This is a genomic window from Bacillus sp. S4 (assembly GCF_040838205.1).
GTDB lineage: Bacteria > Bacillota > Bacilli > Bacillales > Bacillaceae_G > Bacillus_A > Bacillus_A cereus_U.
Window position 1 is genome coordinate 36,412 of record NZ_JBFPJI010000008.1, and the last position, 14,241, is coordinate 50,652.

Below are 14,241 nucleotides of genomic sequence, written 5' to 3' on the forward strand. Positions count from 1 at the left end.
TAATGAAAAAAGGAGAGATATAAAAATGAGTAACTCAAATGATTTTTTAGATACATTACATGAAAAACAAGCAAAAGATGAACAAAACAGAAAGCGCCAAGGGAACGGAAACCCTGCGAAAAAAAAGCCAAATAAAACACATAAATAACATTGAAAAACCTGCCTAACAATTATATTTCAGGCAGGTTTTTTTACTCGTCTTTAACCGAAACGACATCTTCCCAATTCCATTTCTCATAATACCACTCTGGCACATCTATATTTTCAATCCACTTCTTTTCATATTTCCCATCTCTATGAGCAAGCCATACATCAGCTTTCTTACGATTTGAACGGATCCATAACAATTGGTTGCTCGTCTTAATAAAAATAGGATTATAATCGCCTTGGCTATTTGATGGCTTTGTAATTTGATGCTGTTCATCGCTTATACTATTTACTTCATATAAAGATGGTAGTGGTCTTTTTTCTGGCGGAGTTTCTATCCCTGCTTCTTTTGCTCGTGAAACGATAATTACATTATCGTTCTTCCATGTGAAATCCCAATCCACATAGCCTTTTGGAGTAAATGTATTTTGCTGGAGAGCCGGCAATTCTTTTATTTTTAAATGCTTATTCTCTAAAGCAACTCTCCCGCTTCCTTCAATATAGGCTAATATATTTTTTGTTGACGCCCATTTGAACCATTGTGTGTTTAATAACATTTGATCTACTGTTTCAAAACGACTGCCGTCTGATCGAATTAAGCAAAGTGTATTACTATCCGCTGACAAAGAAGCTGTTGGTACTGCCAAAAAAGAAATCCATTTTTGATCTGGCGACCACTTAAATCCACTTCCAACTAATGCTAAAAAGTCATCATGCTCATTCGGTAGTGCATATAAATGTTTCATCTTATGAGGATTCATATTTGCATCCTTTTGTATTTCATATAACTGAGCACCTGTCCATCCTGTTGGAAGCAAGTACGCTTCTGATGATACAAGAAACTTCTTACCATCAGGATACCATGCATAGTCACCTGCACCATTGGCTACATTTTCAAAATCTGCTTTCTTTTTTTCAACATCAAATATATTTAATGTACGTGCAAATACAAAGGCAATTATATTCTCTGTTGGTGACCATTGATAATTCGATGTTGCTGATTGAGATGGTGTAACTTTCTTGCCATCTTTCAGCCGATACAGTTCAAAATGATTTCGCTTCTTTCCTTTTGCATATGCAAGCCATTCTCCATTATGTGACCATTTCGGCCCTGTTATGTACTCTCCTTTTGTAATTTGTTTTTCTTTTTCACCGAATTTAATCCATAGATTATGATTACGAATAAAGGCAACTTTCACTCCATTGTTTTCTGCGCTAGTAATAGAACTTGAACAGAAAAAAAGGCACAGAATCACGATTCCACTTACTATAAACCTTTTCATATAGCACCCCCATTTCCCTCATAGCATTCCTCACTTTCCACTTACAATATGTGAAAAATATCCATTCGACATAATCCCAAAAAATTTCCCAAGAAATTTTCAATTCAAAGAGGATTGGTAGGAATTATGTCGAATTTATAGTTTAGCCAACATCCGTTCCTATAATTAACGACAAAAATGTAATATTTATTTTCGGAATATTGGAACTTTTTATTAGGAGGAGTTTCAATGAAAAAAACTACATCTACACTATTAAGTATGGCGCTCGTCTTTTCGAGTTTTGGAGCTTTAAGCGCCCATGCTGAGTCACTGCAAAAAGAGAAGCAATTTAGTCCACAGTTAAAAGCGAATATTGAACAATGGGGAGAAAACAAAATCGCGCAAAATGTTGAAACAAAAACATCAAAAGAAATTTCAGTCATTGTAGAATTACAGCATGCTCCACTCGCTTCACAAAGTAACATTCAGCATGCTCCGGATCTAAAAAATAGCAATGTGCAATCATACCATGCGCAACTAAAAAAGGCACAAGAGGATACAACAAAGAAAATTAAAGAAAAAGCACCGAAGGCAACGATAAAAGAAACATATAGTACATTATTTTCTGGGTTTTCTATTTCTATCCCAGGAGATCAAATTGCTGCTTTAGCTTCTTTACCTGAAGTAAAAGCAATTTATCCGAACTTAACATATAAGTTACATGAAACATCAAAAAGCCCAGCAGATCAAGAAACACCAAATGTTGGCGGCCCTACAGTTGGTGCACCTGAAGCTTGGGATTTAAAAGATCCAACTGGCAAACCCCTTGATGGAAAAGGAATGAAAGTCGCTATTATCGATTCAGGTGTCGACTATACCCACCCTGATTTACAAGCAAATTATATCGGCGGCTATGATACAGTCGATGAAGATAATGATCCGATGGATGGAAACGTCCACGGTACCCATGTTGCTGGAATTATTGCTGGTAACGGAAAAATAAAGGGGATTGCTCCGAATGCTTCTATACTCGCTTACCGTGTCATGAATGATGGTGGTACTGGTACGACCGATGATATTATTCAAGGTATTGAGCGCGCTATTCAAGATGGTGCCGATGTTTTAAATCTATCTCTTGGTCAAGATTTGAATGTACCTGATCAGCCTGTAACATTAACGTTAGAACGTGCAGCAAAGCTTGGGGTTACTGCGGTCGTCTCAAATGGAAATGATGGACCAAAACCTTGGTCTGTTGACGCTCCTGGTAACGCAAGTAGTGTCATCTCTGTTGGAGCATCTACAGTTTCTATTCCATTTCCAACATTCCAAGTAGCTGGTTCCAATAAATCTTACCAAGGATTACCGTTATCAAAAGCAGATTTCCAAGTAGGAAACGATGCTCAGCTTGTATATGTTGGCTACGGTAATCCAAGCGATTACGCTAAACAAGATGCGAAAGGGAAGTTCGCCCTTGTTTTACAAGGAACTTCGAGCACGTTAGTAAAAGCAGAACAAGCGAAACAAGCTGGCGCTCTCGGCGTGCTACTAATTTCTAACGAAAAAGAAATTAATATTATGCCCGAATATTTTGGACGTGAAGATGTAGCTCTTCCAGTTATGCAACTATCAAATACAAATGGTGAAGAGTTGAAAAATTCAATTACAAAACGAAAGAAAAATATAAAAATTGGACAACCAAGCCAAACCGAACTTATTAGTAACTTCAGTTCAAGAGGACCATCACAAGGAAGTTGGCTCATAAAGCCTGATATAGTTGCACCTGGCGTGAAAATTACTAGTACAGTACCAAGAGGTGGCTATGAATCTCACAACGGAACAAGTATGGCTGCGCCACAAGTAGCGGGAGCCGTTGCTCTGCTGCGTCAAATGCATCCTGATTGGACGACAGAACAATTGAAAGCAGCTCTTGCCAACACTGCAAAAACATTAAAGGATGTCAATGAAAATACATATCCTGTCATGGCACAAGGTTCTGGTTTAATTAACATTCCAAAAGCAGCAAAAGCAGATGCATTAGTGAAACCAAACAATGTAAGTTTCGGTCTCATTAAACCTAATAGTGGCAAAGTGAAGTTAACACAAAATATTACGTTACAAAATCTTTCTAACAAAAAGAAAAACTTCTCAACTCGCATTGAATTACTAGATACAAAAACAAAAGTCCAGACTTCTTTCCCTTCTTCTATTAGCATTAAACCGAATAGTAACATCGAAAAGCCTTTTACTATTACTGTTGATAGCTCCTTACCACAAGGTGTATATACGGGAAATCTATATGTAAAAGAGCAAGGGAAGACTGAAGAAATGCGTATTCCATTTACATTTAGCATCGATCCGAAAGAATACAAGCGTATTGATGGCCTTGAAATCGTTAATTCTACTTTCAGTCCAAATAATGACAGAATACTAGATGACAACCTTATCAATTACTATTTAGTTACACCTGTTGAGGATGTAACGTTTCATGCTAATTTAATTACGAAAGACCGAGTAACATATAAAGGAATCGTTCATCAAGGCAAGAATGAAACACCAGGTTATAAATCTTTCAAATGGAATGGTACGAAAACTGATGGATCACCTCTACCTGATGGCTTATACCAAATTGAAGCTGTTGCTTCTAATTCTGGAGGAGAAACGAAACAAACAGGAGCTGTATTTGTCGACCGTACTGCACCGAAATTATCGCCTGAAGTAGATCAAGAAAACCTCGTAATTAGAGGGAAAGTAGATGATATACTTTTAGATTGGATGACAGAATCCGGATGGGTTGCTCCAGGACATCCAGTAACAATACAGTATGAAATTAATGGAAATGGCGTATGGGAAAATGCATTCTTGAACCATTGGGAGAAAAACTTTGAAATTTATTTCGATCGCAATCAATTACAACAAGGGAAAAATACAATCCACATTGCAGCAACTGATGCAGCCGGAAATACATCTAATTTAAATGTTGATTTAGAAGTAAAATAATAAAATTATTGTTGACAAGCTTTTAAATATAGTTTTATAATACAAAACATAGTTTAGTTGAGCGAATTATATATCGGCTTTGAAGGAATACTAGTAGCGACTTATATCCCTGTCTCAGAGAACTGATGGTTGGTGCGAATCAGTACATATACAAGCGTGAATTACAATTCTGGAGCTTCTTTCCCGTAATGCTTTTTATGCATGAAGAGAAAGACGGATTTTTCCGTTATCTTAAAGTAAGTGGTAAACAATTAATTGTTTACAAATAGGGTGGTACCGCGATTTTTATCGTCCCTATCGGATTTTCCGATAGGGGCTTTTTTGCGTCCTTCCCTTTTAAATAACTTCATATATACGCGTTGAAAGAATCGCAGTAGTATCTTGTATCCCTGTTTCAGAGAGCTAATGGTCGGTGGAAATTAGCACATATATAAGTACGAATTACAATTCTGGAGCTTCTTTTTCGTAGTGCTTTTATGCATGAAGGAAAAGACGGAGTTTTTCCGTTATCATTAGTTGAGATGTAAGTACCTTTTCACTTACAAATAGGGTGGTACCGCGATTTTTTCGCCCCTATCGGATTTTCCGATAGGGGCTTTTTCTATTTCTCACACAAACAGTTATTAAATAATTCCGAATCTTATGATAAGATTTTATAAGCGCTTACATTTTTTAAAGGGAGGTGATGCAATCTATACGAACCGGTATTCATTTTTATAGAAAAAAAGGAGGATGTCTAAATGACAAAGAAAACAGAAATTCCATCACATTTAAAACCATTCGTATCCACACAGCATTATGATCAATACACACCGGTGAATCACGCTGTTTGGCGTTACATTATGAAACAAAACCATAACTTCTTAAAAGATGTTGCTCATCCCGCCTATGTTAATGGACTACAATCATCTGGTATTAATATAGATGCGATTCCAAAAGTAGAAGAAATGAATGACTGTTTAGCACCAAGCGGCTGGGGCGCCGTAACGATTGATGGGCTTATTCCCGGCGTAGCATTCTTTGATTTTCAGGGGCATGGATTACTACCAATCGCAACAGATATTCGTAAAGTAGAAAATATCGAGTATACACCAGCTCCTGATATCGTTCATGAAGCAGCAGGACACGCACCGATTTTACTTGATCGTACATATGCAAAATATGTGAAACGCTTTGGGCAAATTGGAGCGAAAGCTTTCTCCACAAAAGAAGAACATGAAGCTTTTGAAGCTGTTCGTGCATTAACGATCGTAAAAGAAAGCCCGACTTCTACACCTGAAGAAGTTGCAGCTGCTGAAAATGCTGTAATCGAAAAACAAAACTTAGTTTCTGGTTTATCAGAAGCAGAACAAATTTCACGTCTATTCTGGTGGACAGTGGAATACGGCTTAATCGGTAATATAGATGACCCAAAAATTTACGGTGCTGGTCTCCTTTCCTCTGTCGGTGAAAGTAAGCATTGCTTAACAGATGCTGTAAAGAAAGTTCCATTCTCAATTGAAGCTTGCACCGGGACAACTTATGACGTAACAAAAATGCAGCCACAGCTATTTGTTTGTGAATCATTTGAAGAGTTGACTGAGGCACTTGAGCAGTTCTCTACAACGATGGCATTTAAAACAGGTGGCACAGAAGGATTAGAAAAAGCAATCCGCTCCGAAAATCATGCTACAACTGAGCTAAGTAGTGGATTACAAATTACGGGTACATTTACAGAGACAATTAAAAATGATACTGGTGAAGTTATTTACACACGAACAAGCTCACCAACTGCATTAGCAATTCATAATAAACAACTAGCAAATCATTCTACATCTGTGCACAGCGATGGATTCGGGACACCAATCGGATTACTAGATGGTGATATTGCATTAGAAAATTGTACAGAAGAACAATTACAATCATTAGGCATTACAATTGGACATAGTGCAGAGTTTACTTTTGCAAGCGGCATTCATGTAAAAGGAACAGTAACAGACATTGTAAAGAATGATAAAAAAATTGCTCTTATCTCCTTTATAAATTGTACAGTTACTCATAAAGATCGCTTATTATTTGATCCTTCATGGGGAGCATTTGATATGGCTGTCGGCTCACAAATCACTTCTGTATTCCCAGGAGCGGCAGATGCGGCTGCATTTTTCCCGATGAATGAAGAAGTACAAAAAACTCCTGATCCACTTGTACTGAATGAGCTTGAACGTATGTATCAAACAGTTCGGGATATACGTAACGATAGTATTTTACACGATACTCATACTGATCAATTAATAGCTATTCAAGAAGTATTAAATAAATTTCATCCGAAAGAATGGTTGCTTCGTCTTGAAATTTTAGAATTGCTTTTAGAACATAATAAGGGCCACGAAGCATCAGCGGCATTATTGCAACAACTTTCTACTTTCACAACTGACGAATCTGTAACACGTCTTATTAACAACGGTCTTGCGTTACTACAGGTAAAGGATGTGAAAAATGATGCTACGACTAACTAATGAAGAGGTACAAGAAGAATTAGTTAAGCTGGATAAATGGACAGTGAAAGATGAAAAATGGATTGAAAGAAAATATATGTTTTCCGACTACTTAAAAGGAGTCGAATTTGTCTCTGAAGCCGCCAAACTATCAGAAGAACATAATCACCACCCATTTATCCTTATCCAGTATAAAGCAGTCATTATTACTTTGTCATCATGGAATGCAAAAGGTTTAACCAAACTAGATTTTGACCTTGCAAAGCAATTTGATGAACTGTTTTTACAAAATGAAAAAGCGATTATAAGAAAGTAAAAAAGAGAAGCCTTTAATTAGGCTTCTCCTTTTACTTTAAAATGTATACAATGTCCAAACGGATCCTTGGCCTGTAATATTCCATCTTTGTACGTAGCAACTACGCCAATATATTTTAAGCTTTCACACACTTGCTCTTTTTGTTTTTCATCTGCTAGTACAATTGTGAAATATTTTAAGCCAACGGAATTTGGCATTTGTGGTGGTATCCCTTCACCTTGCCATGTATTTAAACCGATATGGTGATGATAACCACCTGCGGATACAAACAGCGCTCCATTACGAGCTGGGATCGTTACATCAAAACCAAGACCATCAACATAGAAACGTTTTGCTTCTTCTAAGTCAGCTACATGTAAATGAATATGCCCCATCACAGTACCAGCTGGGAACCCATTCCATGTACTTCCTTGCTGCAATAATTCTTCACCGGCTAATGGGTTACTAACAAATGGTAGCTCTCCATTCTCATCACGCCAAACTTCTTTTTGGCGATCATGATAAATTTCAATCCCGTTTCCATCTGGATCAGCTAAATAAAGAGCTTCACTAAAGTAATGATCGGCTCCACCGTGCAGTGGATATACCATCTCTACAAGATGACGAAGAATGTTCGCTAAGTCCTGTCTGGTTGGTAATAAAATTGCGTAATGATATAACCCTGTTCTCCCTCTTTGCTTTGGTAAAGCTTCTTTCTTTTCTTCAATGATAAGGAGTGGTTCTTCATTTTCATTCCCAAATGTAACGACTGTTTTCTCTTCTTTTAGCACTTTCATACTTAATACTTCTGTATAAAACTCTAGTGATTTCTTTATATTTGATACGTATAGATGAACAACACCAAGTGTTGTTTCGGGATGAAGTTGAAAGCTCATCTTGTTATACCCCCATTTAAATTAGTTCTTCTTTGACATTTTCTCTTTTAAGAAATTATCTACAAAACCATCAGCTTTCGCAACAAATAAATAAGCACCCATTGCTAATAATGCAAGTTCTAATTCGAAGCCAGGATTTTTCCCATCTCCTAATAAACCAGCTGACCATTTCACTTTTACAATTGCTCCAACCATAACAAGTGCAAATAATAATCCAATATATCTTACACCTAAACCTAGAATTAACAATAGACCACCAACTAATTCCACTGTTGCTACACCGTATGCAAGTCCTCCTGGTAAACCAATGCTTGTGAACCACCCTGCAATATTGTCAATTCCTGATTGGAATTTTGTTAAACCGTGCATAAAGAACGTTACCCCTAACACGATACGAATAATTAAGTTACCGATATGTTGATTCATTTCATTCTCTCCTTTATAGTTTCCTTATACAAAACTTTTATTTACATTACAAAACATACACTAATTTTTTTTATTCGTCAATTCATTTTCAGTGGGAAAATATATATTTTTTTTGCTATGATACAAATAGTTGTTTACAAAAAGGAGCTTGATTTTATGAATATTGGTTCTGCAATACGTGAAATTCGTCAACGTAAAGGCATAACAATTGCACAAATTTGTGAAGGAACAGGTCTTTCTAAAGGTTTTATGAGTCAGGTTGAAAATAATAAAACATCACCATCTATCTCAACTTTAGAAACAATCTCCATTTTTTTAAATGTTCCCCTTCCTTATTTACTGTTAGAACAAAAGGATCGAATGAAAATTATAAAAAAAGAAGAACGGAAATACAGCGTATACGGTAAAGATGAACAAAGAATTGAGCATGTTGCTGAGCAAGGTGGTCTCCGCCTATCTTTAGTAGAAATTTCTGCCGGATTCCCGAAAGAAAACTCACCAAATGCTCATGAAGGCGAAGAGTGCCATCTTGTATTACGCGGAAAACTGGAAGTTCAACATGGTGAAGACATTGCAATTGTAGAAGAAGGTGATTCTTTCTCCTGGAATGCATGCGTTCCCCATATTGTCCGTAACATAGGTGAAGAATCTGCGTTATTACTTATCTCTAGTCATGCTGAAAATCGAAAACGAGTTTACTAATTGATAAAAAAGAAGCCTGTTACGAAACAGGCTTCTTTTTTATTCCCTTATAATTCCATAACTCGTCCCAACCAGTACAGTCTTTTCATGTTGATTGCGATAAACGGACTCAATTGAAACTTTTTTATATCCTTCCATTTGCTCAATATTTGTTAATGTTAATTCACAAGTAATCGTATCACCTGTAAAAACTGGTCTAATGAACTCACTTACTAATTCCCTCGCTATGTAATGTAACTCTTCTCCTACTTTCGTACCAATGCTAGCAGTCAATAGACCATGAACCATTAATCGTCCATTCTCATCATATTCCATATGATGTCTACCTTTATCGCCTGTAATATTTGCAAATTCAAAAACTTCTTCCTCAGTAAACCTTCTTTCGTATTTAAATACATCCCCAACTTTTACATTCATTTTTATCCCCCGTTTAATAAACTGAATTTTCTTTTATTTTATCACAAAATAAGTCTCAGTTCAGTTTATATTATTAAAATAGCGATCCTTTTTCTTCACTACCTTATAATTTTATCGATGCCCATCCTTTTTTGCCACTTGATACCCATAATACGCACATGTTCCATTTCTTGATAACTCTCTTACTTCAAAACCACAACTTCTATAAAAATCAAAATTGCTAGCGGATGTATGCGCAAACCAATCGCCATGCGGAAGCTTTTGTAAACAAAGAGCTACAAGTTTCTTACCTAATCCTTTTCCCCTATACTCACACTTCACAACTAAATTTACTATGTTAGCAACCATGATTTGATCAGAAATCACTCTAACCATCGCGACCATTTCTTCTTCATCCCAAATTGTGAAAGTCCATGTGGAATTTTCAAATGCTATCGTAAATTTTTCAATTTGCCAAGAAGGGATATTATCATTACTCCAACCGGCATCTTCAAATAAAGTTTTAATTGCATATGCTGGTACACCGTTCGTTCCCTCACGAATAATAAGTCCATTATGGTAAATATACATGTAATCCCCCCTTTATTTTTATATACCATTCTCCAAAAAATGCAATTCACCTTTTTTCATCCAACCCGCTTAATGGAATAAACGAGAACATCCATCTCATGAAATGAAGTTGTTTTCTCATAACTAAGCCCTGTTTTTCTAGCAACAAATATTGAAGCTGGGTGGTTCGGATTAATAAGTGAAATTAATTTATTCATTTGTAATGCTTGAAAACCATAGTCTCGAAATGCCGCCGCAGCCTCTTTCGCATACCCTTTCCCCCAATACTTAGGAAGTAACCAATAGCCAATCTCAATTTCCTCTTTTCCATCTACCTTCTGCTTGACAAGTCCTGCATGACCAATTCGTATCCCTGTTTCCTTTTCAATCATTACAAATAAACCGAGACCGTTTTTATAATTTGGAAGTACCCTCTCCTCCAAACTTTTTTTACATTGCATAAATGTTTTTAACGTTCCATTTCCAATATAGCGCATTACCTTCTCATCCCCCCATAAAGAAGCATAAAACGGTAAATCATCCATTGTATATTTGCGAAATTGTAAACGATCTGTATGAAACACTCTTTTATTCACTCCCATCATTTTGAACCTCATTACATAACTATATATTTCAAACTACTTAAATGTTAAATAATTTTTATCAAGACGCCGCTAAAAAGAAAGAAAATTCAGTCTTATAAAAATGTATTATATCAAAAAAAAGCAGTAGACAAAAGAGTGTCTACTGCATCCATATCATAACTAGTATTAAGAAAACTACAATTGAGGGGGTGTAGGATTTTCATATATACTAGATACTTATCCCGTTCTAACGGGCGGTAAACCTTCCAATCTTTTGAGTGGAAAGTTTACCGCACATAAGAACTTTGCGGTCATTAAGAAAGCACTGTTAAGTATTCAAATACACGCTGAGCTTTTTCTCCACCCATTCGTGCATGTTGAAGTAGCGAAATGCCATGCGGGCCAGGTGCAAATAATGCTTCTGGTTGTACTACTAAAATAGCTTGTACGACTTCAAGTTCACCAAGCATAGCCGCTGCAAAAATATCCATCCGAGCGCCCTTTGCCAGTAAATAAAGTGCAATATCTTTACGTCCTACATGGGCCGCTGCTCCTAAGGCACTTTCCCAATCTGAGCCGCCCCAATTATAAGAGGCATGAAGTAAGCTTGGCGATTCTGCCAATAGTTCCTGTACTTTTTCTAAATCTCCGTGAGCTGCCATAACAAATTCTCTTACTAATTCAATGGTAATACGTTCTTCTGTTTGCATCGCTCTGCTCCTTTTTTAGAAATTCGTTTCGGTGTAAAAAATGGCTTGTCGCTTCCTTGAAAAATATCTACTTCTATGCCAAATACATGTTGAAACATTTGTTGACATAATACTTCTTCTGGTACACCGTCATACTGAATCTTTCCTCGCTTTAATACGAGTAAACGATCACTATATTGAGCCGCTTGGTTAATGTCATGTAAGACCATTATAATTGTCATACCAAACTCCTCGTTTAATCGTTTCACAAGTTCCATTACTTCCAACTGGTGAACGATATCCAAAAAGGTTGTTGGTTCATCTAATAATAAGACATTTGTACGTTGTGCTAGCGTCATCGCAATCCAAGCACGTTGTCTTTCTCCTCCTGATAAGGATTGTAAAAGACGATATTCATACCCTTCAAGATTTGTAACAGACAATGCCCACTCAATAATTTCTTCATCTTCTTTGTTTAAGCGACTACTCCATGATTTATGAGGACCTCTTCCGAACTCTATTAGTTCTTTCACTGTTAAATCTAATTGATGATCATGCATTTGTGGTAACATCGCTAATTGCTTCGCTACATCTGCACTCTTCATCGTATGAATATTTGTCCCATCTAAAATGATATTTCCTTCGCTTTGTTTAAGTAGCCGTGCTATTAAACGCAGCAAAGTAGATTTCCCGGATCCATTCGGACCGATTAAACTAACGATTTCTCCAGCTTTAATATGTACATTCATATTTTGCATTTGAAATCTTTCAGAATGTGCGTAAAACACTTTGTTAACGGAAATCACGTTGTTTTCCTCCTCTATGAATTAAATATAAGAAGAACGGACCACCTAAGAAGGACAATAAAATACCAACAGGCAATTCGATTGGATCGAACCAACTTCGAGCTATCGCATCCGCGAAAACAAGTAATATCCCTCCACCAAGGCATGATAATGGCAGTAAATATTTATAGTCATTTCCAACTAATAAACGTAACATATGCGGTACAACAAGACCTACAAATCCAATTAGACCAGAAACACTAACCGCAATTCCAGCTAACATTGTACTTACTACTATTAAATAAAACCGACTTCTTTCCACGTTATGCCCTAATAATTTCGCCATTTCATCCCCAAGCATTAATACTCGAATGTGTTTAATACCGAAGAAAGCTAATATAATAGCGAATATTGCATAGTAAATAATCATATTTAAATGTGCCCAGCTCACACCACCAATACCGCCAGCTAACCACGGTAACACGGATTGTACTTTGTCACTATGTAATAACATTAATGCTGACGTTGCTGCACCAATTAATGCATTGATTGACACACCTACTAAGACGATTCTTGAAGGCGGTGCCCCTTTTTGCCATGATAAAGCATAAATGACCATCGCTGTTATGAAAGCTCCTAAAAACGCTCCTAGCGGTAAAAAAGCCATGTGCTGAGGAAATAGAATCATAATTACAATTGCTACAAGACCCGCTCCAGATGAAACCCCGATAATTCCAGGGTCTGCAAGAGGGTTTCTCATAACCCCTTGCAGTAATGCTCCAGATGTAGCTAAACACGTTCCTACTATAAACCCAACGAGCACTCTCGGTATGCGAAGATCCCATACAATCCGATGAACTGTCGAACTTTCATCTTGTATCCCTGTTAGAATGTCTCGTAAAGAAAAAGATAAACTTCCTGCGAAAAGACCGTAAAAAAGACTTAGAAATGTTAATACGACTAAAGTAACTGCTATTATCCATCTTTTCTTTGCAAAAGGATGTTCCTTTTCTCTTACTATTTCACTACTCTCCATACTTATCATTTCCTTACATCTTGTATACTTTTATACATGAATTCCATCGCTTCTGTAACTTTTGTCCCAGGATTTGATCCAAATAAATCTGGTGGCAAAATAACTACACGATTTTGTTTTACTGCATCTAAATTTTTCCATGCTTCATTTTTCATCATTTCGCCTTCAAATGCTTTTTTCACACTATTGGGATCTCCATGTGTAATTAAATAAATTACATCTGGATTTGCTTCAATAATACGTTCTACACTTAGCTGTGCATATTGCGGATATTCTTTCATTTCTGGAAAACCAGCTGCGATATTTTTCCCGCCCGTTTTTTCTAAAATATCCCCTGATAGAGATGTTGGTAATGCTGCTAAATAAGTGCCTGGTGCCCCATACACTAGCAATGCTTTAACGTCACTCTTTTTCTCATATTTCTTCATTTGATCATTAATTTTTTGGTTAAGCTCTTTTGCTTTATCTTCTTTCTTCATTACTGTTCCATACATTTCAATACTCTTTTGAATATCTTTTACAGAGTTGGCTGAAGAAATGATTACTTTTGTTCCTTGCCCTTCAACCGTTGGAATATTTTTTTGGAATCCATTATTAGCAACAAGTACGTCTGGCTTTAAACTAGCAATTTGTTCAAAGTTTGGCTGATGTGCATTTCCAATTACTTGTGTTTTTTGCAAATCTTCTGGAAGGGGAATTTTTGCATCTGGACGCCCGACGATTTTTCCTCCTAAAGCGTGGATAACATTCATGTCACCCATACTTAACGTCGCAAAACTTTCAGGAACTTTATTGAATGTTATCTTTCTGTCTGAGAGATCGGTAATTTCGATTTTGTCTGTTCCTTTATCTGTTTTTGTGGCGGATGCTTTTTCGTTTTCTTTTGCACTGCAACCTATTAATAAGAAAAAAATAGATAAGATCGCTGTGAACAGCGTAATGGATTTTTTCATTCTTTCACCTCTAATTGATAATGATAATC

The 14,241-nt window shown here is 36.6% G+C and carries 15 protein-coding genes and 2 other annotated features; of the genes, 5 read left to right on the forward strand and 10 right to left on the reverse strand.

All coding sequences use genetic code 11. The features are described 5' to 3' along the window. The first annotated feature begins 25 nt into the window (after positions 1 to 25). Complete coding sequence (locus AB3X48_RS02480; RefSeq protein ID WP_000071861.1) at positions 26 to 148, forward strand: DUF4023 domain-containing protein; 123 nt, start codon at positions 26 to 28, stop codon at positions 146 to 148. 43 nt (positions 149 to 191) lie between these two features. Here AB3X48_RS02480 and AB3X48_RS02485 read toward each other — a convergent pair whose 3' ends face one another. After that, positions 192 to 1,430, reverse strand: a complete 1,239-nt coding sequence (locus AB3X48_RS02485) for a TolB family protein (RefSeq protein ID WP_367958713.1) — start codon at positions 1,428 to 1,430, stop codon at positions 192 to 194. Positions 1,431 to 1,658: 228 nt separating this feature from the next. Here AB3X48_RS02485 and AB3X48_RS02490 point away from each other — a divergent pair, with 228 nt between their 5' ends. The 3 genes from AB3X48_RS02490 (at position 1,659) to AB3X48_RS02500 (ending at position 7,196) form a co-directional block, all read left to right on the forward strand. Next, positions 1,659 to 4,406, forward strand: coding sequence for a S8 family serine peptidase (locus AB3X48_RS02490; RefSeq protein ID WP_016106196.1), 2,748 nt, complete (start codon positions 1,659 to 1,661; stop codon positions 4,404 to 4,406). A gap of 70 nt (positions 4,407 to 4,476) precedes the next feature. Then, positions 4,477 to 4,705 (forward strand) — a binding site (T-box leader). Positions 4,706 to 4,756: 51 nt separating this feature from the next. After that, positions 4,757 to 4,984, forward strand: a binding site (T-box leader). A gap of 162 nt (positions 4,985 to 5,146) precedes the next feature. Beyond that, positions 5,147 to 6,901, forward strand: coding sequence for an aromatic amino acid hydroxylase (locus AB3X48_RS02495; protein ID WP_016106197.1), 1,755 nt, complete (start codon positions 5,147 to 5,149; stop codon positions 6,899 to 6,901). Further along, positions 6,882 to 7,196, forward strand: a complete 315-nt coding sequence (locus tag AB3X48_RS02500) for a 4a-hydroxytetrahydrobiopterin dehydratase (protein ID WP_002199307.1) — start codon at positions 6,882 to 6,884, stop codon at positions 7,194 to 7,196. Before AB3X48_RS02495 ends, AB3X48_RS02500 begins: the two co-directional genes overlap by 20 nt. Positions 7,197 to 7,213: 17 nt before the next feature. On the opposite strand, the gene AB3X48_RS02505 is transcribed toward AB3X48_RS02500, so the two are convergent. Beyond that, a complete protein-coding gene (locus AB3X48_RS02505; RefSeq protein WP_016106198.1) occupies positions 7,214 to 8,071 on the reverse strand; it encodes a VOC family protein in 858 nt (285 codons plus the stop codon). A 21-nt stretch (positions 8,072 to 8,092) separates the two neighbouring features. Continuing rightward, positions 8,093 to 8,497, reverse strand: coding sequence for a DoxX family protein (locus tag AB3X48_RS02510; protein WP_001071557.1), 405 nt, complete (start codon positions 8,495 to 8,497; stop codon positions 8,093 to 8,095). A 156-nt stretch (positions 8,498 to 8,653) separates the two neighbouring features. On the opposite strand from AB3X48_RS02510, the gene AB3X48_RS02515 reads away from it, so the two are divergent. Next, the gene (locus AB3X48_RS02515; RefSeq protein ID WP_002160413.1) at positions 8,654 to 9,199 is read left to right on the forward strand and encodes a helix-turn-helix domain-containing protein; all 546 of its coding nucleotides are present in this window, start codon (positions 8,654 to 8,656) and stop codon (positions 9,197 to 9,199) included. 39 nt (positions 9,200 to 9,238) lie between these two features. Here the strand turns inward: AB3X48_RS02515 and AB3X48_RS02520 are convergent, their stop codons facing one another. The 7 genes from AB3X48_RS02520 to AB3X48_RS02550 all read right to left on the reverse strand — a co-directional run bounded on the left by AB3X48_RS02520 (position 9,239) and on the right by AB3X48_RS02550 (position 14,212). Beyond that, the gene (locus tag AB3X48_RS02520; RefSeq protein ID WP_002160412.1) at positions 9,239 to 9,616 is read right to left on the reverse strand and encodes a hotdog family protein; all 378 of its coding nucleotides are present in this window, start codon (positions 9,614 to 9,616) and stop codon (positions 9,239 to 9,241) included. A gap of 111 nt (positions 9,617 to 9,727) precedes the next feature. Continuing rightward, positions 9,728 to 10,186, reverse strand: coding sequence for a GNAT family N-acetyltransferase (locus AB3X48_RS02525; protein WP_016106199.1), 459 nt, complete (start codon positions 10,184 to 10,186; stop codon positions 9,728 to 9,730). 56 nt (positions 10,187 to 10,242) lie between these two features. Beyond that, on the reverse strand, positions 10,243 to 10,770 hold the full coding sequence (locus AB3X48_RS02530) for a GNAT family N-acetyltransferase (protein ID WP_002015253.1): 528 nt from the start codon (positions 10,768 to 10,770) through the stop codon (positions 10,243 to 10,245). Between the two features lie 293 nt (positions 10,771 to 11,063). After that, entirely contained in the window at positions 11,064 to 11,459 is a 396-nt protein-coding gene (locus AB3X48_RS02535; protein ID WP_002160409.1) for an ankyrin repeat domain-containing protein, read from the reverse strand. Beyond that, positions 11,426 to 12,244, reverse strand: a complete 819-nt coding sequence (gene fpuC / locus AB3X48_RS02540; protein WP_016106200.1) for a petrobactin ABC transporter ATP-binding protein FpuC — start codon at positions 12,242 to 12,244, stop codon at positions 11,426 to 11,428. The genes AB3X48_RS02535 and fpuC overlap by 34 nt, the downstream gene beginning before the upstream one ends. Beyond that, positions 12,231 to 13,259, reverse strand: a complete 1,029-nt coding sequence (locus AB3X48_RS02545; protein WP_002111954.1) for a FecCD family ABC transporter permease — start codon at positions 13,257 to 13,259, stop codon at positions 12,231 to 12,233. Before AB3X48_RS02545 ends, fpuC begins: the two co-directional genes overlap by 14 nt. A 5-nt stretch (positions 13,260 to 13,264) precedes the next feature. Beyond that, positions 13,265 to 14,212 carry an ABC transporter substrate-binding protein gene (locus tag AB3X48_RS02550; protein ID WP_016106201.1) on the reverse strand — a complete coding sequence of 316 codons (948 nt, stop codon included), beginning with the start codon at positions 14,210 to 14,212 and terminating at the stop codon, positions 13,265 to 13,267. Positions 14,213 to 14,241: the final 29 nt, after the last annotated feature.